Here is a 24,345-nt window from a genome sequence, read left to right as displayed (position 1 = left end):
CTCCCCCTAGAACCACCCGTCTTGCATCGCCCGGCAGGTATCGTCGCGTGCCTCGAGCAATGCCAGCTCATTATGGCAGCCCGGTACTTCCCAGGTCAGGAAATAACGCGCGGCTTGTAGCTTGCCGAGATAAAAATCGCGGTCGGCGGGGCTGCCCTTGAGCAGGCCAAGCTCGGCGTGAATCGCCTGTTCCAGCCAGCGCCAGCCGATCACGCAGTGGCCGAAGGCCTTGAGGTACAGGGCCGAGTTGGCCAGGGCGCCAGCGACTTTGCCCTGGGCCAGGTCGCCGAGCAGGGCCAGGGTGACACCTTGCAGGCGGTTGACCAGTTGCTCCAGCGGCTGGCGCAGAGGGTCCAGATTCGGGTGATGGCTGGCACGCTCGCCGGCGCCTGCGATCAGGCGGATCAGTTGCTTGAGGCCGGCGCCGTTGTTCTGCGCCAGCTTGCGGCCGAGCAGGTCGAGCGACTGGATGCCTTCGGTGCCCTCGTGAATCGGGTTCAGGCGGTTGTCGCGGTAGTACTGCTCGACGGGGTACTCGCGGGTGTAGCCATGGCCACCGAGAATCTGGATCGCCAGTTCGTTGGCCTTGAGGCAGAACGCCGAGGGCCAGGACTTTACGATCGGGGTCAGCAGGTCGAGCAGTTCCTGCGCCTGTTTGCGGGCGCTTTCATCGCTGGCGGTCTGCGTGTCGTCGAACAGGCGCGCGGCATACAGGCCAAGGTCGAAGGCGCCTTCGACGTAGGCTTTCTGGGCCAGCAGCATGCGTTTCACATCGGTGTGTTCGATGATCGGCACTGCCGGGCTGTGCGGGTCCTTATTGTCCGGTAGCCGACCCTGCGGGCGTTGGCGGGCGTATTCCAGCGAATACAGGTAGCCGGCATAACCCAGCATCACCGCGCCCATGCCGACGCCGATACGCGCTTCGTTCATCATCTGGAACATGCAGGCCAGGCCCTGGTGCGGCTGGCCGACCAGGTAGCCGACGCACTGGCCGTTGTCACCGAAATTCAGCGCCGTGGAAGTGGTGCCGCGCCAGCCCATCTTGTGGAACAGCCCGGCCAGCAGCACGTCGTTACGCGGGCCACGGCTGCCGTCCGGGTTGACGTGGTACTTGGGCACGATGAACAGCGAAATGCCTTTTACCCCGGGCGGGGCGTCCGGCAGCTTGGCCAGCACCATGTGCACGATGTTTTCCGACAGCTCGTGGTCGCCGCCGGAGATGAAGATCTTGTTGCCCTTGAGCCGGTAGCTGCCATCACCGGCGGGTTCGGCGCGGGTGCGGATATCGGCCAGCGACGAGCCAGCGTGCGGTTCGGTCAGGGCCATGGTGCCGAAGTAGCGGCCTTCGATCATCGGCTGCAGGAACAGGCGCTTTTGTTCGTCGCTGCCGAAGCTTTCGATCAAATTGGCTGCGCCCATGGTCAGGAACGGGTAGGCCGTGGTGCCGGCGTTGGCAGCCTGGAAGTGGGCGAAGCAGGCTTGCGAGACCAGGCTGGGCAACTGCATGCCGCCGACTTCGAAGTCGCGGTTGGCGTTGAGGAAACCGGCTTCGAGGAAGGCATCGACGGCGGGTTTTACCTCGGGGATCAGCTCGGCGCGGCCGTCGACGTAGCGTGGCTCGTTTTCGTCGGCCTTGCGGTTGTGCGGGGTGAAGAACTTTTCAGCGATGGTGCGCGCGGTGGTCAGCGCCGCATCGAAGGTTTCGCGGCTGTGCTCGGCGAAGCGTGGGCGCTGGGTGAGGGCTTTGGCGTCGAGCACTTCGTAGAGCTCGAAGGCGAGGTTGCGGGGGCTGAGCAGGGTCTCGGGCATGGGGGCGGTCCTGAGGCGGGATGCTGCGAGTGTAGGTTTTGCCCGTTGAGGGTGGATACCATGATTGATTCAGTTGATGTTGCGGAACAGATTGGAAACATCTTTGAGCGCCGATCCCTTTGACGTCTCTCCTTCGCTTGGATAGCATTGCGGTGTTGCTACAGACCGGAACCCTGGACCAGGGGGTAGCAATGCCGGGAATCAGCTGATGCTGATTTCTCCCAGCCAGTGAGCGGGATTCGAAAGGCCAGGCCGATATTCAGATTTAGCAAAAAGCCCCAGGACGAATGTTTTGGGGCTTTTTGTTTATAGTTCTCGAATAGTTCACAGGTCCTTAGATGATCAAGCCTTCATTGCGCTTTTCCAGTATGTAGCGGACATTAAAAAGCTGTCCCTTGGGCATGCCCGACCGCCCCCAAGGATCTACTTGATAGGCTGATATTACGTTCACTCTCAGGTGGTTTTCATTGCTCGCCAATTTGCGCACCTCGAAAAATATCGCGTAATCAAAAGTGTTCAGGCAAAAGTATCTGCGATTGTTCCTACCCGCAAAGTGGGCGCGGACCTTGGCGTCGACGAACCTGTGAGCAATGAATTCTGGAAGTTGCTTTGAGCAGTCGTAGCGGCTCTGGCTGAAGTTTCGCTGTTCGTTTGAACGAGAGTTGGTGATAAGCGGGCCTTCGTTCTTGTTATCTGTGAAACAGTGGAATCCAAATGTGAAGTCTACTCTGATGACGCGTGAGCTGATTTTGAACGAGTGGGTGGCTAGCCTTAGATGAGCCATGCAGTGTTCCCTGCCGTCGATGATTAAATTCTTCCAGCGCATGAAGTCCACCCGTTGAGAGTGGCATATGAAAATATGCGCGAGGTTATAGGTCAATGAGCTCAGTGTTCAATATTGTCGCTGAATGTCTATGAGAAGTTTCCTACTTGAGGCGAGGAAATGTAGGGCAGATATTTTATTGGGTATGGTTTATGTGGGGGGCATCCGGTCTGTCAACCCATGTACAGCTGCCACCCTCTTGTTTGACAGCAGGTGTGTGGTGGCCCTCATTACTAGGTGAACCATGATGCTGAAGAATGTCCCCGATCCACACCACGATCCCCTATCCGTGAAGACAGCCCGATGCCGGGGCAGATGCCTGCTGTAAGGCTTAGTTGACTTGTCGCCTGAACGGGCCCTTTCGCGGGCATGCCCGCTCCCACAGGTACGGTGCAAGCCGCGAAGTTTGTGGTGACCTTGTGGGAGCGGGCGTGCCCGCGAAGAGGCCCGCCCAGGCAGTCGAGAAATTCCAGGGGACTGAACAATGACAACAGAAGACACCCAATTCACCGTCGGCAAGACCACGTTCTACCAGGGTGAAAACGGCACCCACCCGCTGTTCCGCATCGAGCCCGGCATCCCTTGCAGGGACGCACGCGAGCAGTCTTCGGAGTTGATGGGCTATGTACGTGAATTGACCATCACCGGCCTGATGGATGAAAAGCCGATGATGATTGTGGGCTGCGCACTACTTGAGTGCGATGGCCAAGGTGCTGATGGATGATGCTGAGTTGGGGATGAAGCAGTGAGGGGTTGGCTTCAGATGGGGTGAAGGCCGCCATGTGTTCGCCGCAGCAGTTTCAGCGCCTGTGAGATCGAGCGCCGCCCGCGCGGCGCTCGATCTCACAGGCGCTGAAACTGCTGTGGCGAACACCTGTCAGCCCAACCCCAATCTCAAGACAAACACCCATAAAAAAGGAGAGCCGAGGCTCTCCCTTTTTCTTCAACAACCCTCAGCCTCAGCCAATGGTCATCAAGCTGGCGTTACCCCCCGCAGCCGCAGTGTTCACACTCACCGCCCGCTCGATCACCAGTCGCTCCAGCGCAATCTGGTGGTCGCCGCTGGACAGCCCGTGCACACCCACGATCGCCCCGGCGCGCTTGGCCACCTGCTGGCACACGCCGCGCAGCTGGTCCGAGTCGCCATGGTGGATCACGGCGTCGAACGCCACTTCGTCCTTGTTCCAGTCCGCCACCAGCTTGACCTTGGCCTGCAGCTCACGCGGCAGGCGGGCGCGCAGGGCCTTGCCCGGCTCGCCGTCAGCCCATACTGCCGAGCTGCCAACAGCCAGCACCGCGGCGAACTGCGCCAGCAGGTCGGCCTCGTTGTCGGCCAGGCACAGCACGTGCTCGCGCGGCAGGATGGTGTAGCTGTTGCGCTCGCCGGTCGGGCCTGGCAGCAGGCGGGCGATGCCGCTCTGCGACTGGCTGGCGAACTGGCTGCACAGTGCGGCCAGGTCGGCCAGCTGGTTGCTCTCGGCCCAGGCCTTCAGGCCGTGCAACGGTTTGACCAGCTGGTCGTGCAGGGTACGGTCAGGCTTGCCTTCGCCGTCCTGCTGCTGGAAGTGGCGGCCAATCGCGTCGGCCGGGCGGGTCGACAGCAGGCGGTACAGGTACAGCGGGCCGCCAGCTTTCGGGCCAGTGCCGGACAGGCCTTCGCCACCGAACGGTTGCACGCCGACCACCGCACCGACGATGTTGCGGTTGACGTACATGTTGCCGGCGTTGGCGGTTTCCACCACCTTGGCGATGGTCTCGTCGATGCGGGTGTGCACGCCGAGGGTCAGGCCGTAGCCGGAGTTGTTGATCTGCTCGATCAACTGGTCGAGGTTGCGACGATTGTAACGCACCACGTGCAGCACCGGGCCGAAGATTTCGCGCTTCAGTTCGTCGAAGCTGTCCAGCTCGATCAGGGTCGGCATGACGAAGGTGCCGCGCTTGATCTCGGCAGCATCGGCGATGGCGACTTGATAGACCGAACGGCCTTTCTCACGCATGCCCTGGATGTGCTTCTCGATGCCGGCCTTGGCTTCGGCGTCGATCACCGGGCCAATGTCCACGGCCAGGCGGTCCGGGCAACCCAGGCGGCTTTCGGCCATGGCGCCCTTGAGCATTTCGATCACGCGGTCGGCGGAGTCTTCCTGCAGGCACAGCACGCGCAGGGCCGAGCAACGCTGGCCAGCACTGTCGAAGGCCGAGGACACCACGTCGATCACCACCTGCTCGGTCAGCGCCGAGGAGTCGACGATCATCGCGTTCTGGCCGCCGGTTTCGGCGATCAGCGGGATTGGACGGCCCTGGTTGTCCAGGCGGCCGGCGACATTGCGCTGCAGCAGGCGGGCCACTTCGGTGGAACCGGTGAACATCACGCCCTTGACGCGCTCGTCACCGACCAGGCCGGCACCGACGGTTTCGCCGCGGCCTGGCAGCAGTTGCAGCACGCCTTCAGGGATACCTGCCTCCAGCAGCAGGCGCACGGCCTGGGCAGCGATCAGCGGGGTTTGCTCGGCTGGCTTGGCCAATACCGGGTTACCGGCAGCCAGGGCTGCGGCCACCTGGCCGGAGAAGATCGCCAGCGGGAAGTTCCACGGGCTGATGCACACCACCGGGCCCAGCGGGCGGTGGGCGTCGTTGCTGAAGTCGGTGCGTGCCTGCACTGCGTAGTAGCGCAGGAAGTCCACGGCTTCACGCACTTCGGCGATGGCGTTGGCGAAAGTCTTGCCGGCTTCGCGGATCAGCAGGCCCATCAGCGGCTGGATTTCAGCCTCCATCAGGTCGGCGGTGCGTTCCAGAATGGCGGCGCGCTCGGCCGGTGGGGTGGCCTGCCAGATCGGCGCGGCATTCAGCGCACACTGGATGGCGTTGTCGACGTCGGCGACGGTAGCTTCCTGCACATGGCCGACCACGTCGCGGTGGTCCGCCGGGTTCAGCACTGGCGCAGCAGCGCTTTCACTGGCTGCGCAAGCCAGCAGCGGGGCGGCCTTCCAGTCGTTGTGGGCGGTCGCCAGCATGGCGCAGGACAGCGATGCCAGGCGGTGTTCGTTGGCCATGTCGATACCGGCCGAGTTGGCGCGTTCAGTGCCATACAGCTCACGCGGCAGCGGGATGCGTGGGTGCGGCAGGCCAATGCTGCCTTCCTGGGTGCCCATGCGCTCGATGCTGGCGACCGGGTCGGCGACCAGTTCCTGGATGGAGATCGAGTGGTCGGCGATACGGTTGACGAACGAGGTATTGGCGCCGTTCTCCAGCAGGCGACGCACCAGGTAGGCCAGCAGCGTTTCGTGGGTGCCGACCGGTGCATAGACGCGGCACGGGCGGTTCAGCTTGCCTTCGGAAAGTTTGCCGACCACCTGCTCGTACAGCGGCTCGCCCATGCCGTGCAGGCACTGGAATTCGTACTGGCCGGGGTAATAGTTCTGCCCGGCAATGTGGTAGATGGCCGACAGGGTGTGGGCGTTGTGGGTGGCGAACTGCGGGTAGATGGCTTCTGGCACGGCCAGCAGCTTGCGGGCGCAGGCCACGTAGGACACGTCGGTGTACACCTTGCGGGTGTAGACCGGATAGCCTTCCAGGCCTTCGACCTGGGCGCGCTTGATCTCGCTGTCCCAATAGGCGCCTTTCACCAGGCGGATCATCAGGCGGTGACGGCTGCGCTTGGCCAGGTCGATGACGTAGTCGATCACGTACGGGCAGCGCTTCTGGTAGGCCTGGATAACGAAGCCGATGCCGTTCCAGCCGGCCAGGGAAGGTTCGAAGCACAGGCGCTCGAGCAGGTCGAGGGACAGCTCCAGGCGGTCGGCTTCTTCGGCGTCGATGTTCAGGCCGATATCGTACTGCTTGGCCAGTAGGGTCAACGACAGCAGGCGCGGGTACAGCTCTTCCATCACGCGCTCGTACTGGGCGCGGCTGTAGCGCGGGTGCAGCGCCGACAGCTTGATCGAGATGCCCGGGCCTTCATAGATGCCACGGCCATGGGAAGCCTTGCCGATCGAGTGGATGGCCTGCTCGTAGGACGCCAGGTACTTCTGTGCGTCATGCTCGGTCAGTGCGGCTTCGCCGAGCATGTCGTAGGAGTAGCGGAAGCCCTTGGATTCGAAGCGGCTGGCGTTGGCCAGGGCTTCGGCGATGGTTTCGCCGGTGACGAACTGCTCGCCCATCAGGCGCATGGCCATGTCGACACCCTTGCGGATCATCGGCTCGCCGCTCTTGCCGATGATGCGGGTGAGCGAGGAGGTAAGGCCGGATTCGTTGTGGGTGCTGACCAGCTTGCCGGTCAGCAGCAGGCCCCAGGTGGCGGCGTTGACGAACAGCGACGGGCTGTTGCCCAGGTGCGGCTGCCAGTTGCCGGTGCTGATCTTGTCGCGGATCAGCGCGTCGCGGGTGCCCTTGTCGGGGATGCGCAGCAGGGCTTCGGCCAGGCACATCAGCGCCACGCCTTCTTGGGACGACAGCGAGAACTCCTGCAGCAGGCCCTGGACGATGCCGGCACGGCCACCGGCGCTTTTCTGATTGCGCAGCTTTTCGGCGAGGCCGGCGGCCATCTTGTTGGTCGCTTCGGCCAGCGGGGCGCTCAGGCGCGCCTGCTCCAGCAGCATCGGTACCACTTCCTGCTCGGGGCGGCGGTAGGCGGCGGTGATCGCCGAGCGCAGTACCGACTGCGGCAGGATGCTCTCGGCGAATTCGAGGAAGCACTGGTGGTTGTGGTCGGGTTGGACTTCACCGGCGTCGTCGGCCAGGTTACTGGCCTGACCGTTGAGTTCGGTCAGGGTGGCACCACCCTCGAGCTTCTCCAGGTAGTTGAAGATCGCTTGCTTGATCAACCAGTGCGGCGTGCGGTCAATCGACTGCGCTGCTGCCTTGAGTCGCTCACGGGTCGGGTCATCGAGTTTGACCCCAAGGGTGGTCGTCGCCATTTCTTATCCTCGTTATTGCCACATTGCCACGGTTGTGGCCTAAGCTGTTGCCAAGAGTAGCTGTAGGACAATTCGGGTGCAACCAGGTGCAACCCGAATTTTTGATGTAAAAGGTGCAACTCGTCCGACAGCCATTTCCACACCCTGAAAAGGGGCGTTTTCGATGCGTTTTATTCTGAAAATCAGGTTTTTTGCTCCCAAAAGGAGCAAGAAAGCGGGTTTAACGAAAAATCCGCCAGCAGGTGCAACTTGCAAATGAAAAATGGTTGCACCCGCTTGGCGTTGTTGCATAGCATTCGACGCCTGGGTGCAACCGCTGTGGCTGCGGTTGTGCATGAGATAAAAACAAACGCCAGGGCACACACATGGGCAATCCACTAACGATCACCTTCGTGATCTACATCGCGGCAATGGTGCTGATCGGCTTCGCCGCCTACCGCTCCACCAACAACCTTTCCGATTACATTCTGGGCGGTCGCAGCCTGGGTAGCGTGGTTACCGCGCTGTCTGCCGGCGCTTCCGACATGAGTGGCTGGCTGCTGATGGGCCTGCCGGGCGCCATCTACTTTTCGGGCCTGTCGGAGGCCTGGATCGCCATCGGCCTGACCGTTGGTGCCTACCTTAACTGGCTGTTCGTGGCCGGCCGCCTGCGGGTGCAGACCGAGCACAACGGTGACGCGCTGACCCTGCCGGACTACTTCTCCAGCCGTTTCGAAGACAACAGCGGCCTGCTGCGGATCATTTCGGCCATCGTCATCCTGGTGTTCTTCACCATCTACTGCGCTTCCGGCATCGTTGCCGGTGCCCGGTTGTTCGAGAGCACCTTCGGCATGTCGTACGAGACCGCCCTGTGGGCAGGTGCTGCAGCAACCATCGCCTACACCTTCATCGGTGGTTTCCTGGCGGTGAGCTGGACCGATACCGTGCAGGCTTCGCTGATGATCTTCGCGCTGATCCTCACGCCAGTGATCGTGCTGATCTCCACGGGCGGCTTCGACACCACCTTCGCTGCCATCGAGGCGGTGAACCCAGCCAACTTCGACATGCTCAAGGGCGCTACCTTCATCGGCATCATCTCGCTGATGGGCTGGGGCCTGGGCTATTTCGGCCAGCCGCACATCCTGGCGCGCTTCATGGCTGCCGATTCGGTGAAGTCGATCGCCAACGCCCGCCGCATCTCCATGACCTGGATGATCCTGTGCCTGGCCGGTACCTGTGCCGTGGGCTTCTTCGGTATCGCCTACTTCTCGGCGAACCCGGACCTGGCTGGCCCGGTTACCGAAAACCATGAGCGTGTGTTCATCGAGCTGGCGAAGATCCTGTTCAACCCATGGATCGCCGGTGTGCTGCTGTCGGCCATCCTGGCGGCGGTGATGAGTACCCTGAGCTGCCAGCTGCTGGTGTGCTCCAGCGCCCTGACCGAGGACTTCTACAAGGCCTTCCTGCGCAAGAACGCTTCGCAGGTCGAGCTGGTATGGGTCGGCCGTCTGATGGTGCTGGCCGTGGCCCTGATCGCCATCGCCATGGCTGCCAACCCGGAAAACCGCGTGCTGGGCCTGGTCGCCTATGCCTGGGCCGGCTTCGGTGCTGCCTTCGGTCCGGTGGTGCTGATTTCGGTGCTGTGGAAAGGCATGACCCGCAACGGCGCGCTGGCCGGTATCGTGGTCGGTGCACTGACCGTGATCCTGTGGAAGAACTTCGACACCCTCGGACTGTACGAAATCATCCCGGGCTTCCTGTTCGCCAGCATCGCCATCATCCTGGTGAGCAAGCTGGGTAGCCCGTCGCAGGCGATGGTGCAGCGTTTCGAGACTGCCGATGCGGCGTATCACGCTGACAAGTAATATCCGTTGAATCGGCGGCGCCTGCTTCGCGGGCTCGCCCGCTCCCACGGGATTTGCACTGAACCTGAAACCAGTGCGATCCCTGTGGGAGCGGGCGAGCCCGCGAAGAAGCCACCGCCAGTCGACAGCCAGGCCTGACTCCGCCTGCAAGGCAAGGTAAACTTGCCGCCCCCGCAGGAGTTGCCATGAACTATCGTCACGCCTTCCACGCCGGCAACCACGCCGACGTCCTCAAACATATCGTGCTGACCCGCCTCATCGCCCTGATGTCGCGCAAGGAGCAGCCGTTCGCCTACATCGATACCCACGCAGGGCTCGGCCTGTATGACCTGCAGGGCGACCAGGCAAGCCGCACCGGCGAATACCTGGAAGGCGTCGCCCGCCTGTGGAACCGCGATGATCTGCCAGCCATGGCCGGCGACTACCTGCGCATCATCAAGCGCCTGAACGCCGACGGCGAGCTGCGCTATTACCCTGGCTCGCCCGAACTGGCCCGGCGCCTGATGCGCCAGCAGGACCGTGCCCTGCTCAACGAGAAGCACCCCGAAGACGGGCCGCTGCTCAAGGAAAACATGAAGAAGGACCCGCGCGTGGTCGTGCACCTGGGCGAAGGCTGGCATGTGCCACGAGCTTTGCTGCCAGTGCAGGAAAAGCGCGCGATCATGCTGATCGACCCGCCGTTCGAACAGGCTGACGAGCTCAAGCGCTGCACTACCGCGATGAAAGAGGCGATCGGCCGCATGCGCCAGACCGTCGCTGCCATCTGGTACCCGATCAAGGACCAGCGCTCGCTGACCCGCTTCTACCAGGACCTGACCAGCACCGGCGCGCCGAAACTGCTGCGGGTGGAACTGTATGTACATCACCAGGACAGCCCGCAGGGGCTCAACGGCTCGGGTCTGGCTATCGCCAACCCGCCATGGGGGCTGGAAGAAGAGCTGCGCGAGCTGCTGCCGTGGCTGGCCAAAGAGCTGGCGCAGACCGATGGTAGCTTCCGTATGGACTGGCTGATCGCCGAGTAACCAGATGGCGCGGCCCCTGCAATCTGTATGAAGCCCTGGGGCCGCTGTGCGGCCCTTTCGCGACACAAGGCCGCTCCCACAGGGATAGCGTAACCCCTGTGGGAGCGGCCTTGTGTCGCGATCGAGGGCGCAGCCCTCGCAGAGGCATCCGCATACTGCGCTTTGCGTTATAATCCCGCCCTTTAGCCGCCACCCGCCCAACAGGCCGCTGGCGCATTTCTACCGAATGAAGAGGCTAATCCCTTGGCATTGACGATTCTTGGCCTGTCCGGCGCCCTTAGCCATGACCCTTCCGCGGCCTTGTACATTGACGGCAAGCTGATTGCCGCCGCCGAAGAAGAGCGCTTCGTGCGTGACAAGCATGCGAAGAACCGCATGCCCTACGAGTCGGCGAAGTTCTGCCTGGAGCAGGCAGGCATCAAGCCATCCGACGTTGACGTGGTAGCCATTCCGTTCGCCCCGATCAGCCTGTTCGGCAAGGCGCGCTGGCATTATGCCAAGCGCTACTGGTATGCACCGGACCGCGCCCTCGACGCCATCCTGATGGGCAATCGTCGCTACAAACGCTACCGCAAGAAGATCGTCTGGTGCCTGGAGCAACTGGGCTTCGACCCGAAAAAGGTCAAGATCGAGCCGGTCGAGCACCACCTGGCGCACGCCTCCAGTGCCTACCACTGCTCGGGCTTCAAGGAAAAGACCGCGATCCTTGGCATTGACGGCAAGGGCGAGTACGCCACTACCTTCTTTGGCTACGGCGAAAACGGCAAGATCCACAAGATCAAGGAGTTCTTCGACCCGGACTCCTTGGGCGGCCTGTACGGTGCAATCACCGAGTTTCTCGGCTTCGAGATGCTCGACGGCGAGTTCAAGGTCATGGGCATGGCGCCGTATGGCGACGCCAGCAAGTACGACTTCTCGCGCCTGGCCAGCTTCGAAAATGGCGAGCTGGTGATCAATACCGACTACGCCAACGTCATCGGCCTGCGTCGTTATAAAGAGAAGGGCAAGGGCTTCTACTTCTCGCCGAAGCTGATCGAATGGCTGGGCCCCAAGCGCGAAGGCGATATCGCCGACGAGCCGTACATCCATTACGCGGCCAGCATGCAGGCGCTGTTCGAGAAGATCGCCCTGCAGATGATCGACCACTACCTGGGCGATACCCTGCGTGAAACCGGCAAGCTGGCCTTCGCCGGCGGCTGCGCGCTGAACGTCAAGCTCAACCAGAAGATCATCGCCCGCTCCGATGTGAAGGAACTGTTCGTCCAGCCGGCCTCCGGTGACGCCGGTACTGCCGTGGGTGCCGCTGCCTACGTTTCCCACGCCCGTGGCGTGCCGGTCGAGAAGATGGAACACGTCTACCTCGGCCCTGCGTACTCCAACGAAGACGTGATCGCCGCCTGTGCCCGTCACCCGAATGCACCGAAATGGCGCAAGCTCGACGACATGCCGCAGCGCATCGCCAAGATCATGGTCGATGGTAACCCGGTGGCCTGGTTCCAAGGCCGCATGGAGTTCGGCCCGCGCGCCCTGGGTGGCCGTTCGATCATCGGCTGCCCGAGTGTGCCGGGCGTGGCCGACCGCATCAACGAGCAGATCAAGTTCCGCGAACGCTGGAGACCTTTCTGCCCGTCGATGCTCGACACCGTCGCCCCGCAGATGATCAAGGTCGACCACCCGGCACCGTTCATGACCTTCACCTTCGAAGTGGCTGAAGAGTGGAAGACCCGTGTACCGGAAGTGGTCCACGAAGATGGTACTTCGCGTGCCCAGGTGCTCAAGCGCGAGTACAACCCGCGCTACTACGACATGATGAAGGCGCTGGAAGACCTGACCGGTAACGGCGTGTCGCTGAACACCTCGCTGAACCGTCGTGGCGAACCGATGATCTGCTCGCCGACCGACGCCCTGAACATGTTCTTCGGCTCGGACCTGCAGTACCTGATCATGGAAGACATTCTGGTCGTGAAGGACGGCGCCGCCGCGTATGACCAGCCGCTCTGAACCGCGTATCCTGCAGTTCTGCCATGGCTATGACGGGCCGTTTCTGGACTGTGCCCGTCAGTACGCCAGCCTGTTCCAGGGGCGTGGCTACCAGGTCACCACGGTATTCCTCACCGGCGCCGCCGACCCGCAGGTGGCGGCTGGCTGCGCGTCGGACGAGGTGCTGTTCCTGGAGTTCAGCTCCAAGGCCGTGCGTGGCCTGAAGCTCGGCGCCATCCGTGCCTTGCGGCGGATCGCGGCCGAGCGCAATTTCGCCTTCTGCATTGCCCATCGCTTCAAGCCGATCTACGTGGCGTTGTTGGCGACCGGCCTGCCGGTGATCGGTGTGCACCACGCCTTTGGCGACTACGAACGCAAGGGCCGTCGATTGTTCGCCAACCTGTTCAGCAAGCGCCTGAGCCTGCTCGGGGTGTCGGACGCGGTGCGTGACGACATGCGCCGCTGCCTGCCGCAGTGGCCAGCCGAGCGTATCCAGACGCTGTACAACCGCATCGATATCGACGCGCTGCAAGCGGCCCTGGTGCCGCGCGCCGAAGCACGCCAGGCCCTGGGCCTGGATGCGCAGGCGTGGGTGGTCGGCAACGTCGGGCGCCTGCACCCGGACAAGGACCAGGCGACCCTGCTGCGTGGCTTTGCCGAAGCGCTGCCGGGGTTGCCTGCCGGTTCACGCCTGGCGATCCTGGGCAAAGGCCGCCTGGAAGCCAAGCTCAAGGCCTTGGCCGCGGAGCTGGGCATTGCCGGGCAAGTGGATTTCCTTGGCCAGGTGCCGGATGCGCGGCGTTACTTCCAGGCGTTCGACGTGTTTGCCCTGAGCTCTGACCATGAGCCGTTTGGCATGGTCCTGCTCGAAGCCATGGTCGCCGGGGTGCCGGTGCTGGCCACCGCCTGTGGCGGTGCCCGCGAAGTGGTCGAAGGGGTTGGCATGCTGTTCCCATTGGGCGATGCCGCGCAGCTGGCCCAGGGCCTGAAGCACATGGCTGTGCTGGATGGGCAGCAGCGCCAGGCATGTGCAGAACACATGCTGCAGCGCCTGCATGAACGCTTTTCCGACCAGGCGGTGCGCGAGGCCTTCTGGCAACTGCCGCAGGTTCGTACGCTGGTGGGGCAGGCCTGATGCTCAACCGTATCCAGGCCTTCCGCGAGCGCGGTTGGCAAGCCATCGACGCCAAGGCCTATGCCGAGGCTTGGGCCCGCTTTGGTGGCAGTGTCGCCACCCACCCGCTGGTGGTCGAGCAACTGGCGGACCTGGCGCAGATCCCGGTGCGTTACCTGGGCTGGCACCAGGCCGGCGAGCTGAAGGCCGCCATCCCCACCTGGGGGCGCCACCTGGCGCTGTCCAAGGACGTGCTCAAGCGTGCCGGCAAGAAAGCCCTGTTCGACCTGGGCAATGCCGAAATCATCCTGCCGGCGGCGGCTGATGCTGCTGCGCCTTTGCGCCACAGCGGGCGTTACCTGTCCGAACTGAACCAGGGCCGTTTCACCGGCCTCAAGGCACAGAAAGAGCAGTTGGCCATGGCCCGGGCCCATGAAGACCTGTCGAAGAAATTTCGCTACAACCAGCGCCGCGAGCTGCGCCTGCTGGAAGAGGCGGGTGGCGTGGTACGCCCGATCAGCGAGTTCGGCGCACAGGAAATCGCCAGCATGTACTGCGACCTGTTCCAGCGTCGCTGGGGCTTCCCGGCGACCGGTGCCGAGCGCATGGCCGACGTGCTGGAGCGCCTGCGCGAGCTGCTGATCGGCTCGGTGCTGCTGCTGGATGACAAGGCGATTGCCATTCAGTTGGTGTACCGCGTCGAAGCGCCAGAATGGATCAGCGTCGAGTACATCAATGGCGGCGTCGACCCTGAAACCAAGGCCTTCAGCCCCGGCAGCGTACTGAGCTTCCTCAATACCCAGGCCGCCTGGGAGGATGCCCGCGGGCGCAACAAGCCACTGCGGTTCTCGTTCGGCCGTGCCGACCGCGAGTACAAGGACCGCTGGTGCAACCCCGTGCCGGTGTATCAGGCATGAGCCGCAAGCAGCAGTTGCTCAAGCGCCACCGGCGCAACAAGCGCCTGGGCCTGCTGGCGGGCCTGGTCGCGCTGATCGCCCTGGCTGTGTTCAGCTGGTGGTGGTTGCCTTTGCTGCTGCTGCCAATGCTGTGGGCGGCCCATGAAGCCTGGTTTGCCGACCACCTGTTTTATGCGCCAGGCGAAGATTACGTCTACGACTTCGGCGACCAGGCCCGGCAAGTTCCCGCCAGCCTGCATGATGGCCTGCTCAAGGCCGACTGCACGCTGCAGGGCAACGAAACCCTGACCCTTGAACTGCGGCTAAAGAGCAGTTGGCTGGGGCGATTCCTCGATCCGCGGGTCGAGCTGGTCGCTGCCGAGCAGGCCGACCAGCAAACCTTCGAGCGTGGTGTCGATGGTGTGCGCTTCCTCAACCTGACCGGCCTGGCCGCGTCCCTGCAAGCCGGCACGTTGCGCTTGCGCGGCCGCCATTGCCGGCCGCTGGGCCAGCCGCGCCTGTGGATAACCCCGGGGGTCGAGCTGCAGCGGCGCCGGGTGATGGTGATCGCGCCGCATGCCGATGATGCCGAGCTGGCTGCGTATGGCCTCTACAGCCAGGCTGACGAAACCTGGGTGGTGACCCTGACCGCCGGTGAAATAGAGGCCGAGCACTATCAGCAGATGGGGCTGGCCAAAGCCGAGGCCGCCCGCTTGAAGGGCCGCCTGCGCGCCTGGGACAGTATCGCCGTGCCGCGTTGGGCCGGTGTGCCGGAGTCGCGCTGTGTACAGCTGGGCTACTTCTGCCTGCAACTGCCTGCCATGCAGGCCGCGCCAGGCCAGCCGGCCGCTTCTCGCGAAGCCGACCTGGCCGATATCCGCGTATTCCGCCAGTTCAACCCGTTCCCGCTGCCGGCCGACCGTGATGGTGCGCCAACCTGGCACAACCTGCTGGCCGACCTGCGTGCCTTGCTGGAGTTGGCCAGGCCAGAGGTGCTGGTGATGCCGCACCCGCAGCTCGACCCGCACCCCGACCATATCTGTGCCCAGGCTGCGGTGCTGGAGGCCTTGCAAGGCCTGGCCTGGCAGCCACAAACCCTGCTGTGCTACGCCAACCACCTGCATGACAACGACCGCTGGCCGATGGGTGACAGCGGCGATGGCGTGGCCTTGCCGCCACAGTTGAGTGCTGCACAAACCTGGGCACCCTGCAGCCTGGTACTGGACCTGGCGACCCAGCGCGACAAGGCCATGGCCCTGGGCATGATGCACGACCTGCAACCGCCGGCGTCGTTCAAGCGCCGCCTGCGCCGCTTGCTGCAGCGCTGGCTGGCCGGGCGGCGGCCGTCACCCTATGGCGAAAACGAATTCTTCCGCAAGGCCGTGCGCCGACATGAACTGTTCTGGCGGCGTGAGCTGTAGGCACGCCCCATGGTTGACCGCGATGGCGCAGAGCGCCCAAGGAACGCAATGAAAGTCCTATTTCTGGTGCAGAAGGAACAGCGGGCGATTCTCGACCGCCTGTACGATGGCGTCGCGGCCAACTGCGAGTGCGACCTGCGCTGGCTGACCAGCGAAGACCAACGCAACCTGCGCCGTTATTTCAAGCGCGAGGTACAGGTCGAGCGCTATGACCGCATCGTGTTCTTCCTGCGCTTCAAGCAGGAGATCCGCCAGGTGGCCTTTATCCGCACCGTGCCGAATCTGGTCATCCTCGAACACGACGCCTACCAGAACTATATCCCCTGCAAGTACACCGGCAAGTTCAGCGCCCATTACCGCCAGCTGCCCTGGGCGCGGGTGATCAGCTCCGGCTACATGGTCAGCGAGCGCCTGCGCCAGGAAGGTTTCGATGCGGTGTTCGTACCCAAGGGCTACGACGAGCAGTTGCTGGCCGACCAAGGGCGTGAGCGTGATATCGAACTGGCCTTCGTCGGCAGCACCAACAGCGTTGCCTACAGCGGTCGCAAGGCGCTGCTGGACGAACTGGGGCGGGTCGAGAACCTGGTGGTGACCCGCACCAAGTCGGGTGAGGACTACTGCAACACGCTCAACCGTATTCGCTTCTTCGTCAGTGCCGATGTCGGCATGGGCGAATACATGATCAAGAACTTCGAAGCCATGGCCTGTGGCTGTGTCTTGCTGGCATACGACCAGGGCGAGGAAGAGAACCGTGCGCTGGGCCTGCAGGACATGCATAACGTGGTGTTGTATGACAGCATCCCGACCCTTCAGGAAAAACTCCGGCGTTTGCGCGCGGAGCCTGCGCTGGCATTGCAGATCGCAGAAAATGGCCGCAATCTGGCGGTTTCCCGTTTCAGTTTCGGGGCAGTTGGACGTAGCATCGTCGACCACATGCGCCCGGCGCTCAGGCCCCATCCGCCGTTGTCTGCATGGCAGCGGCTGCGCCTGAAGCTGGGCATCTAACACAAGAACTTTCGTGCCTACGGAGCGGGTACGGAAAGTCGATAGTCGCAATGCGGAGGGAGTCCGGTGCGCTTTTCAAATGAGAGTGACGTTACGCTTGTCGTGACCAGTTGTGGGCGGTTCGATCTGCTCAAAGGCACCCTTGAGAGTTTCGATCGCTACAACACCGCGCCCATTCGCGAAGTACTCATCACCGAAGATTCCGGTGACGATGCCGTGCATGCCGCCGTGCCGGAGCACTGGAAACCGCACTGCAAGGTGTTCGTCAACCGGCCCAAGCTCGGCCAGTTGCCGTCTATCGACCTGGCCTACAGCCACGTCAAGACGCCTTACATCTTCCACTGCGAGGATGACTGGCACTTCTATCGCCAGGGCTTCGTCGAAGACTCCCGGGCCATCCTGGCGGTCAGCCCCAACCTATTGCAGGTGTGGCTGCGCAGCCATGCCCACGACCTGGCCGTGCACAGCCCTTACATTCACCTGGGGGATCGCCAGGTAATCGCTGGTGTGCCTTGTTACCCGCTGCTGTCCGACAAGGCCGAGTGGCAGGCGTTTTCGCTCAACCCTGGCTTGCGTCGCTTGAGCGATTACCAGCGCTGCGCGCCATTTGCCGCCTATGCTGGAGAAAAGGCGCTTTCCCGGCGTTATGCTGAGTTAAATCTGACAGCGGTCACCTTGGAGGGTGACGCAGTATTGCACACTGGATTCGATAATCACGTGACCTTGCCCATCGAGGTGGAGCGCAAGGCCAAACGTCGTCAACGTGATCGGATAAAGCTGGCATTGACGCTGGTGGTAGGTGCCTTGATCGGTATGGGAATCACCATTTTTGTTCAATGAAGTCGCTGTCCCATCTGTCATGAGCGGGAGAGGGCCCATGAACATCGTCAATATGATGTGGGCGGGTGGAACGCCGTACATGTCCATCCATAAGGTGCATCGGCAGGTGCTGTCGCATGCGGGTGCCGATGCCCGGATCAGTAACTGGCTGCTGCTGGGTAGCGGGCTCTGTTGTGGGCTCGGTTCGACCCGGGAGTGGCATATGCCGCCACGCGCGCTGAAAGGGCGGCACCTGTGGCGTCTGCTGCGGCCGTGGTTGCGCATGCGTTTGCGCAAGGCGCTGGCCGAAGCCAAGGCTGAAGTCGTCCTGCTCGATGGTATTGGTGTCGCACGCCTGGTGCTGCCGTTGTTGCAGCAGATTCCCGAGGTGCGCGCCAAGGTGCTGTTCCATGGCAAGACGCACTTGAGCGCCAGCGATATTCGCCTGTTGCGTATGCTCCCGGTCGAGCGTCTGGGCATCGCGGCGGTGTCGGGGACCTTGGCCGAGTCGCTGCAGCGTGACTTGGGCAGGCCAGTGCAAACCCTGCGCATGGCGCTCGACCCGCTGGCTTTCGTCGAACCGTTGTTGAGCCGGGACAAGGCCAGGCAGGCGCTGCAGTTGCCACAGGCAGCCGGGATGATGCTGGGCGCGGTGGGGCGCCTGGTGGAGAGCAAGGGCTTCGAGATGCTGATCGAGGCATTCGCCAAGGCCCGTGCGCAGCAACCGGACCTGCACTTGGCGATCATCGGCGAAGGCCCGCAACACGCCATGCTGCAGGCACGAGTCGATGCGTTGGGCCTGGCCGGGTGCGTCCACCTGTGCGGTCACCGCGAAGATCTGCAACAGTTGTACCGGGCCTTCGATTGGCTGTTGGTACCTTCGCGCTCCGAAGGCCTGGGGCTGGTGGTGCAGGAGGCGGTGATGGCCGATGTGCCGGTAGTGTGCAGCGACCTGCAAGTATTCCGCGAACAACTGCAGGATACCGGCGGCTACCTGCCCGTTGCCGATGAGTGCGCCTGGGCCGAGGCGATCGCGCATTGTACGGCGCTCAGTGCCCCGGCGGTGGCTGCCCGGCAGCGCCAGGCGCTGGCTCCGGAGCAGGCCTGGCAGGCATTTCGCAACGGCTCGCAGAGCCTGCTGCGCAGCTGATACTCAGCGCGCCAGCAGGGCTGCCTCGAAAGCAGCGAGGGGGAACCGGTCGCCCAGCTTCTCCCGTTCGATGTAGCGCACCATGTGCTGCACGTTGCGACGGATCATGCGTGCCGACAGCGGCGGGCGCAGGAAGCGCATGTCGGCCACGTCGATCAGGCCCAGGCGCTGGTCGGGGGTAACCACCACATTGCCCAGATGCAGCGAACGGAAGTACACACCGCTACGGTGCAGTTGCTGGATCAGTTCGATCAGGCGCGGCAGGTAAGTGTCCCAGCTGAAGCCTTCATCACGCGACATCTGCAGCAAGGTGCGCCCTGGCAGCGGGCGATACAGCACGGCGGTACGGCCTGGCAGGTCGAGCTTGTGCTGGCTGATCACCTCGAGAGTGGGGATGCCCAGTTGTGCCAGGCGCGCGGCGTTATCGACGAAGCGCTGCGAGTAAGGGCGCAACAGTGCAGATGAAATCAGCCGCTTGCGACGAAAAACCTTGAGGAAATTACCATCTGCGAGCAGGTAGACTTTGGCGCCATGGCTGTCTGCCTCAAGCACCTGTGCGCCGAGTGTCAGCTGATCGAAGTCGATCTGGGTGAGCCGGGAGCATTGCATGAATAGAGCCTTGTCGTCTGGCGAGCAAAATGACCGGCAATAATGCCGAAAATAATGCTGTAGCACCATGGATGGTGTCTTTGATTCATCGGGGGAAAGGATGTTGTATCAAAAAAACTGGGCTCGGGCCTGGTTGGGGTTGGGGCTGGTCTGGTTCCTGGCGGCGATTGCCTTGGCACCGAGCAACAAGGTTTATCAGCAGGGCCTGGTGCTGTTCCTGTGGCTGCCAACCCTGGTACTGGCGTGGTCCGCCCGGCAGGTGCTGGCGCAAGCCTGGAGGCGTCAGCCGGCGCTGTGGGGGAGTGTGCTGCTGCTGTTGGCATGGTGCGGGCTGAGCCTGGTCTGGTCGCCCGCAGAAGACCCTGGGCGTGAGATCAAACGCCTGGTCTACATTCTGGTGTTCCTGCTGGCGTTCCCCCTGCTGGCCCAGCTTGGCCTGGCCCGCATTCGCCAGTTGCTGCTGCTCGGCAGCGGTCTGCTGGCCATTGCCGCGTTGGTTTCGGTCATCAACTTCTATGGTTTGCAAGGGCAATCGTTGCTGGCCCGCCTGGCTGGCATTGGCGAAATCTCGCACCCCATCCTGGGCGCCTATGTGATCGGCTCTGCCGTGCTCTTCCTGCTCTACGAGCCGCCGCGGCAGCGCGGCATGCAGTTATTGTGGCTGGCGGCGTTGGCGTGCCTGGGTGCATTTGCCATGCTCAGCCAGAGCCGTGGGGCGGTTCTGGCCCTGGTGCTCACCGTGATCATGGCGCCGCTGTGGTTCCGCGACCGCCACAGCCGGGTGTTTTCCATTCTGGCAGCCATTGCCACCGGCCTGGCCTTCTATTTCGTTTACGACCTGATCGCCAGGCGCGGTTCGTCCTACCGGCCGGAAATCTTCCATGCGGTGGTGGACATGATTGCCGCGCATCCCTGGACCGGCCTGGGCCTGGGGGCTGCCTACGACGTGAGCGCCGTGGGCAGACGCTTCGATCACACCCACAACATGTTCACCCACATCGCGGTGGAGGTGGGCTTGCCCGGTATGCTGCTATGGGTAATGGTGTGGCTTTACACCCTGGGTGAAATCGTGCGCGCGCGCGCCACACTGTTCGGTAAGGTCCTGCTGGGCTTCTGGGTGTACTCGACGCTGGCCATGCAGTTCGATGCCGCCAGCCTCACCGGTACGCCACGTGCCGAATGGTTTATCAGCTGGCTGCCGGTGGGCTTGGCGATGATGCTGCCATGGGGGCGTGCCGAAAATGACGCCTGTGGTAAAATTGCCGGTTCAACCTGAACAGCGAGCTCGATAATGGCCGAAACACCGCGACCGGCGGAGCACACCTCCAGCCTGAAGATCTACTTCCGGCTGCTGAGTTATGTGAAACCCTATGTCGGCATTTTCCTGCTGAGCATTGTCGGTTTCGTGATCTTTGCCTCCACCCAGCCGATGCTGGCCGGCATTCTCAAGTATTTCGTCGATGGGCTGAGCAACCCCGAGGCGGTGTTGTTCCCCACCGTCCCATACCTGCGCGACCTGCAATTGCTGCAGGCGGTGCCGCTGCTGATCATCCTGATTGCCGCATGGCAGGGCCTGGGTTCGTTCCTCGGTAACTATTTCCTGGCCAAGGTTTCCCTGTGCCTGGTGCACGACCTGCGTGTGGAGTTGTTCAACAAGTTGCTGGTGTTGCCTAACCGCTACTTCGACAACCACAACTCCGGGCACCTGATTTCGCGCATCACCTTCAACGTGACCATGGTCACCGGTGCTGCCACCGATGCGATCAAGGTGGTGATCCGTGAAGGCCTGACCGTGGTGTTCCTGTTCGCCTACCTGCTGTGGATGAACTGGCACCTGACCCTGGTGATGGTCGCCATCCTGCCGGTGATCGCGGTGATGGTCAGCGTCGCCAGCAAGAAATTCCGCAAGCAGAGCAAGAAGATCCAGGTGGCCATGGGCGACGTCACCCACGTCGCCTCGGAAACCATCCAGGGTTACCGCGTGGTGCGCAGCTTTGGTGGCGAGGCCTACGAGGAGCGGCGTTTCGGCAAGGCCAGCCAGAGCAACACCGACAAGCAACTGCGCATGACCAAGACCGGCTCGCTGTATACGCCGATGCTGCAGCTGGTGATCTACAGCGCCATGGCTGCGTTGATGTTCCTGGTGCTGTTCCTGCGTGGTGAGTCCACCGCCGGTGACCTGGTGGCCTACATCACCGCCGCTGGCCTGCTGCCCAAGCCGATTCGCCAGTTGTCGGAAGTCAGCTCGACCATCCAGAAGGGCCTGGCAGGTGCCGAAAGCATCTTCGAGCAGCTGGACGAACAGCCTGAAGTGGACACCGGCACCGTTGAGAAAGAGCGGGTGCAAGGGCGCCTGGAAGTGCGCAACCTGAGCTTCACTTACCCGGGCACCGAGCGCGAAGTGCTGAGCGATATCAGCTTCGTTGCAGAGCCTGGGCAGATGATCGCCCTGGTCGGCCGCTCCGGCAGCGGCAAATCGACCCTGGCGGCGCTGATCCCGCGCTTCTATCACCATGATCAGGGGCAGATCCTGCTCGACGGCGTGGAGATCGAGAACTATCGCCTGCGCAACCTGCGCCGTCACGTGTCGCAGGTAACCCAGCACGTCACTTTGTTCAACGACACCGTGGCCAACAACATCGCCTATGGCGACCTGGCCGGCGCCCCGCGCGCAGATATCGAGGCTGCGGCGGCCGATGCCTACGCCAAGGAGTTCGTCGACCGCTTGCCAAAAGGCTTCGATACCGAAGTAGGTGAAAACGGCGTGCTGCTGTCCGGTGGCCAGCGCCAGCGCCTGGCAATCGCCCGGGCGCTGTTGAAAAACGCGCCGCTGCTGATCCTCGACGAAGCCACCTCGGCGCTGGATACCGAGTCCGAACGGCACATCCAGGCTGCCCTCGACCATGTGATGGAGGGGCGCACCACCTTGGTGATCGCCCACCGCCTGTCGACCATCGAGAAGGCTGACCAGATCCTGGTCATGGACCAGGGCCGCCTGGTGGAGCGTGGCACCCATGCCGAGCTGCTCGCGGCCAATGGCCATTATGCCCGCCTGCATGCCATGGGCCTGGATGAGCCGGCCAAGGCCGATATCACCTGAACCCTCCTTGATCGGGGCCGTCACGGCCCCGATTGTCACGGGAATTTTCCGGGGATGATCTGGCCATAAAGCCGTCGTCTACCCTGTGCTAATATCCTGCCCCTGTTCATTATTTTCATATGGGTTGCCCATGAAGTTGTCCATGCCGCGTTTCGATCAAGCCCCGGTACTGGTGGTCGGCGATGTCATGCTCGACCGCTACTGGCATGGCGGTACTTCGCGTATCTCGCCTGAAGCGCCAGTGCCGGTGGTCAAGGTCGATCAGATCGAGGATCGCCCCGGCGGCGCGGCCAACGTTGCCTTGAACATCGCCGCCCTGGGCGCACCGGCGTCGCTGATCGGCGTCACCGGCCAGGACGAGGCCGCCGACAGCCTGACCAACAGCTTGCAGGCCGCTGGCGTGCGCTCGGTGTTCCAGCGCATTGCGCACCAGCCGACCATCGTCAAGCTGCGGGTCATGAGCCGTCACCAGCAGTTGCTGCGCATCGATTTCGAAGAGCCGTTCGCCACCGATCCGCTGTCGCTGGGTGCCGAGGTCGACAGCCTGCTCGAGGGCGTCAAGGTGCTGGTCCTGTCCGACTACGGCAAGGGCGCGCTGAAAAACCACCAGAGCCTGATCCAGGCGGCGCGAGCCAAGGGCATTCCGGTGCTGGCCGACCCCAAGGGCAGGGACTTTTCCATCTATCGCGGCGCCAGCCTGATCACCCCGAACCTCAGCGAGTTCGAGACCATCGTCGGCCGTTGCGCCGATGAGGCCGAGCTGGTCGCCAAGGGCCTGCAACTGCTGCAGGACCTGGACCTGGGCGCCTTGCTGGTAACCCGTGGCGAGCACGGCATGACCCTGCTGCGCACTGGCCAGCCGGCGCTGCACCTGCCGGCACGGGCACGCGAAGTGTTCGATGTGACGGGTGCCGGCGATACCGTCATTTCCACCTTGGCCGCGGCCATCGCCGCCGGCGAGGACATGCCCCACGCGGTGGCCCTGGCCAACCTGGCGGCGGGTATCGTGGTCGGCAAGTTGGGTACCGCTGCAATCAGCGCCCCTGAACTGCGCCGGGCCATCCAGCGTGAGGAAGGTTCCGAGCGCGGTGTGCTGGGCCTGGAGCAACTGCTGCTGGCCATCGATGACGCGCGGGCGCACAAAGAGAAGATCGTCTTCACCAACGGCTGCTTCGACATCTTGCATGCCGGGCATGTCACCTACCTGGAGCAGGCGCGCGCCCAGGGCGACCGGCTGATTGTCGCGGTCAACGACGACGCCTCGGTCAGCCGCCTGAAAGGGCCGGGTCGGCCGATCAACAGCGTAGACCGGCGCATGGCCGTACTGGCCGGGCTGGGCGCGGTGGACTGGGTGATCAGCTTCCCGGAGGGCACGCCGGAGAACCTGCTGAGCCAGGTCAAGCCGGATGTGCTGGTCAAGGGTGGCGACTATGGCATCGACCAGGTGGTGGGGGCGGATATCGTCAAGGCCTACGGCGGCACCGTGAAGGTGCTGGGGCTGGTCGAGAACAGCTCGACCACGGCGATTGTCGAGAAGATTCGCAAGAACTGATAAAGCCGGGGCCGCTTTGCGGCCCAATCGCCGGCAAGCCAGCTCCCACAAGTTCAGCGCAGGCCTTGAGCCCTGTGTAGGTTCTTTGGAAACAGGCAAGCCAGCTTCCACAAGTTCAGCGCAAGCTTTGAGCTCTGTGTAGGTTCTGTGGAAACAGGCCAGTCAGCTTCCACAGGTGCAGCGCAGGCCTTGAGCTCTGTGTAGGTTCTGTGGAAACAGGCCAGTCAGCTTCCACAGGTGCAGCGCAGGCCTTGAGCTCTGTGTAGGTTCTGTGGAAACAGGCAAGCC

Annotated in this window: 17 protein-coding genes and 1 pseudogene; 13 read left to right on the top strand and 5 right to left on the bottom strand. The window is 63.0% G+C overall.

What is annotated here, in order from left to right; all coding sequences use genetic code 11:
• Positions 1–6: 6 nt before the first annotated feature.
• A complete protein-coding gene (locus TZ03_RS19760) occupies positions 7–1,809 on the bottom strand; it encodes an acyl-CoA dehydrogenase (RefSeq protein ID WP_051099866.1) in 1,803 nt (600 codons plus the stop codon).
• A gap of 334 nt (positions 1,810–2,143) precedes the next feature.
• A complete protein-coding gene (locus tag TZ03_RS19755) occupies positions 2,144–2,635 on the bottom strand; it encodes a hypothetical protein (RefSeq protein WP_177328492.1) in 492 nt (163 codons plus the stop codon).
• Positions 2,636–3,116: 481 nt separating this feature from the next.
• Here TZ03_RS19755 and TZ03_RS19750 point away from each other — a divergent pair.
• Positions 3,117–3,381 (top strand): annotated as a pseudogene (locus TZ03_RS19750) (DUF3077 domain-containing protein).
• A gap of 210 nt (positions 3,382–3,591) precedes the next feature.
• Here TZ03_RS19750 and putA read toward each other — a convergent pair.
• Both putA and TZ03_RS30530 read right to left on the bottom strand, forming a co-directional pair.
• Complete coding sequence (putA, locus tag TZ03_RS19745) at positions 3,592–7,545, bottom strand: trifunctional transcriptional regulator/proline dehydrogenase/L-glutamate gamma-semialdehyde dehydrogenase (protein ID WP_051099865.1); 3,954 nt, start codon at positions 7,543–7,545, stop codon at positions 3,592–3,594.
• Positions 7,546–7,584: 39 nt separating this feature from the next.
• A complete protein-coding gene (locus TZ03_RS30530; RefSeq protein ID WP_152645495.1) occupies positions 7,585–7,836 on the bottom strand; it encodes a hypothetical protein in 252 nt (83 codons plus the stop codon).
• A 74-nt stretch (positions 7,837–7,910) separates the two neighbouring features.
• Between TZ03_RS30530 and putP the strand changes: the two genes are divergently transcribed.
• The 9 genes from putP (at position 7,911) to TZ03_RS19700 (ending at position 18,796) form a co-directional block, all read left to right on the top strand.
• Complete coding sequence (gene putP, locus TZ03_RS19740; protein ID WP_051099864.1) at positions 7,911–9,389, top strand: sodium/proline symporter PutP; 1,479 nt, start codon at positions 7,911–7,913, stop codon at positions 9,387–9,389.
• Positions 9,390–9,574: 185 nt separating this feature from the next.
• Positions 9,575–10,411 carry a 23S rRNA (adenine(2030)-N(6))-methyltransferase RlmJ gene (locus TZ03_RS19735; protein WP_051099863.1) on the top strand — a complete coding sequence of 279 codons (837 nt, stop codon included), beginning with the start codon at positions 9,575–9,577 and terminating at the stop codon, positions 10,409–10,411.
• A 243-nt stretch (positions 10,412–10,654) separates the two neighbouring features.
• The gene (locus TZ03_RS19730; RefSeq protein WP_051099862.1) at positions 10,655–12,412 is read left to right on the top strand and encodes a carbamoyltransferase; all 1,758 of its coding nucleotides are present in this window, start codon (positions 10,655–10,657) and stop codon (positions 12,410–12,412) included.
• The gene (locus TZ03_RS19725; RefSeq protein ID WP_051099861.1) at positions 12,396–13,526 is read left to right on the top strand and encodes a glycosyltransferase; all 1,131 of its coding nucleotides are present in this window, start codon (positions 12,396–12,398) and stop codon (positions 13,524–13,526) included. The genes TZ03_RS19730 and TZ03_RS19725 overlap by 17 nt, the downstream gene beginning before the upstream one ends.
• Positions 13,526–14,422 carry an antimicrobial resistance protein Mig-14 gene (locus TZ03_RS19720; protein WP_051099860.1) on the top strand — a complete coding sequence of 299 codons (897 nt, stop codon included), beginning with the start codon at positions 13,526–13,528 and terminating at the stop codon, positions 14,420–14,422. Before TZ03_RS19725 ends, TZ03_RS19720 begins: the two co-directional genes overlap by 1 nt.
• Complete coding sequence (locus TZ03_RS19715; RefSeq protein WP_051099859.1) at positions 14,419–15,822, top strand: PIG-L deacetylase family protein; 1,404 nt, start codon at positions 14,419–14,421, stop codon at positions 15,820–15,822. Before TZ03_RS19720 ends, TZ03_RS19715 begins: the two co-directional genes overlap by 4 nt.
• 48 nt (positions 15,823–15,870) lie before the next feature.
• Entirely contained in the window at positions 15,871–16,827 is a 957-nt protein-coding gene (locus TZ03_RS19710; RefSeq protein WP_051099858.1) for a glycosyltransferase family protein, read from the top strand.
• Positions 16,828–16,893: 66 nt separating this feature from the next.
• Complete coding sequence (locus TZ03_RS19705) at positions 16,894–17,667, top strand: glycosyltransferase family 2 protein (protein ID WP_051099857.1); 774 nt, start codon at positions 16,894–16,896, stop codon at positions 17,665–17,667.
• A gap of 37 nt (positions 17,668–17,704) precedes the next feature.
• Complete coding sequence (locus TZ03_RS19700) at positions 17,705–18,796, top strand: glycosyltransferase (RefSeq protein ID WP_051099856.1); 1,092 nt, start codon at positions 17,705–17,707, stop codon at positions 18,794–18,796.
• Between the two features lie 3 nt (positions 18,797–18,799).
• Here the strand turns inward: TZ03_RS19700 and TZ03_RS19695 are convergent, their stop codons facing one another.
• On the bottom strand, positions 18,800–19,405 hold the full coding sequence (locus TZ03_RS19695) for a hypothetical protein (RefSeq protein ID WP_051099855.1): 606 nt from the start codon (positions 19,403–19,405) through the stop codon (positions 18,800–18,802).
• A 100-nt stretch (positions 19,406–19,505) separates the two neighbouring features.
• Between TZ03_RS19695 and TZ03_RS19690 the strand changes: the two genes are divergently transcribed.
• The 3 genes from TZ03_RS19690 (at position 19,506) to hldE (ending at position 24,057) form a co-directional block, all read left to right on the top strand.
• Positions 19,506–20,681, top strand: coding sequence for an O-antigen ligase family protein (locus TZ03_RS19690; protein WP_051099854.1), 1,176 nt, complete (start codon positions 19,506–19,508; stop codon positions 20,679–20,681).
• Positions 20,682–20,696: 15 nt separating this feature from the next.
• Positions 20,697–22,505, top strand: coding sequence for a lipid A export permease/ATP-binding protein MsbA (msbA, locus tag TZ03_RS19685; RefSeq protein ID WP_051099853.1), 1,809 nt, complete (start codon positions 20,697–20,699; stop codon positions 22,503–22,505).
• A gap of 130 nt (positions 22,506–22,635) precedes the next feature.
• Positions 22,636–24,057, top strand: coding sequence for a bifunctional D-glycero-beta-D-manno-heptose-7-phosphate kinase/D-glycero-beta-D-manno-heptose 1-phosphate adenylyltransferase HldE (gene hldE / locus TZ03_RS19680; RefSeq protein WP_051099852.1), 1,422 nt, complete (start codon positions 22,636–22,638; stop codon positions 24,055–24,057).
• Positions 24,058–24,345: the final 288 nt, after the last annotated feature.

The organism is Pseudomonas sp. 10-1B (assembly GCF_000935045.1).
Lineage (GTDB): Bacteria > Pseudomonadota > Gammaproteobacteria > Pseudomonadales > Pseudomonadaceae > Aquipseudomonas.
This window is presented reverse-complemented; position numbering and strand designations above follow the sequence as displayed.

Excerpts from the sequence above, each read along its gene's own strand:
- TZ03_RS19760 (WP_051099866.1), bottom strand. The coding sequence starts at position 1,809 with ATGCCCGAGACCCTGCTCAGCCCCCGCAACCTCGCCTTCGAGCTCTAC.
- TZ03_RS19755 (WP_177328492.1), bottom strand. The coding sequence starts at position 2,635 with ATGCGCTGGAAGAATTTAATCATCGACGGCAGGGAACACTGCATGGCT.
- putA (WP_051099865.1), bottom strand. The coding sequence starts at position 7,545 with ATGGCGACGACCACCCTTGGGGTCAAACTCGATGACCCGACCCGTGAG.
- TZ03_RS30530 (WP_152645495.1), bottom strand. The coding sequence starts at position 7,836 with ATGCAACAACGCCAAGCGGGTGCAACCATTTTTCATTTGCAAGTTGCA.
- putP (WP_051099864.1), top strand. The coding sequence starts at position 7,911 with ATGGGCAATCCACTAACGATCACCTTCGTGATCTACATCGCGGCAATG.
- TZ03_RS19735 (WP_051099863.1), top strand. The coding sequence starts at position 9,575 with ATGAACTATCGTCACGCCTTCCACGCCGGCAACCACGCCGACGTCCTC.
- TZ03_RS19725 (WP_051099861.1), top strand. The coding sequence starts at position 12,396 with ATGACCAGCCGCTCTGAACCGCGTATCCTGCAGTTCTGCCATGGCTAT.
- TZ03_RS19720 (WP_051099860.1), top strand. The coding sequence starts at position 13,526 with ATGCTCAACCGTATCCAGGCCTTCCGCGAGCGCGGTTGGCAAGCCATC.
- TZ03_RS19715 (WP_051099859.1), top strand. The coding sequence starts at position 14,419 with ATGAGCCGCAAGCAGCAGTTGCTCAAGCGCCACCGGCGCAACAAGCGC.
- TZ03_RS19710 (WP_051099858.1), top strand. The coding sequence starts at position 15,871 with ATGAAAGTCCTATTTCTGGTGCAGAAGGAACAGCGGGCGATTCTCGAC.
- TZ03_RS19700 (WP_051099856.1), top strand. The coding sequence starts at position 17,705 with ATGAACATCGTCAATATGATGTGGGCGGGTGGAACGCCGTACATGTCC.
- TZ03_RS19695 (WP_051099855.1), bottom strand. The coding sequence starts at position 19,405 with ATGCAATGCTCCCGGCTCACCCAGATCGACTTCGATCAGCTGACACTC.
- TZ03_RS19690 (WP_051099854.1), top strand. The coding sequence starts at position 19,506 with ATGTTGTATCAAAAAAACTGGGCTCGGGCCTGGTTGGGGTTGGGGCTG.
- msbA (WP_051099853.1), top strand. The coding sequence starts at position 20,697 with ATGGCCGAAACACCGCGACCGGCGGAGCACACCTCCAGCCTGAAGATC.
- hldE (WP_051099852.1), top strand. The coding sequence starts at position 22,636 with ATGAAGTTGTCCATGCCGCGTTTCGATCAAGCCCCGGTACTGGTGGTC.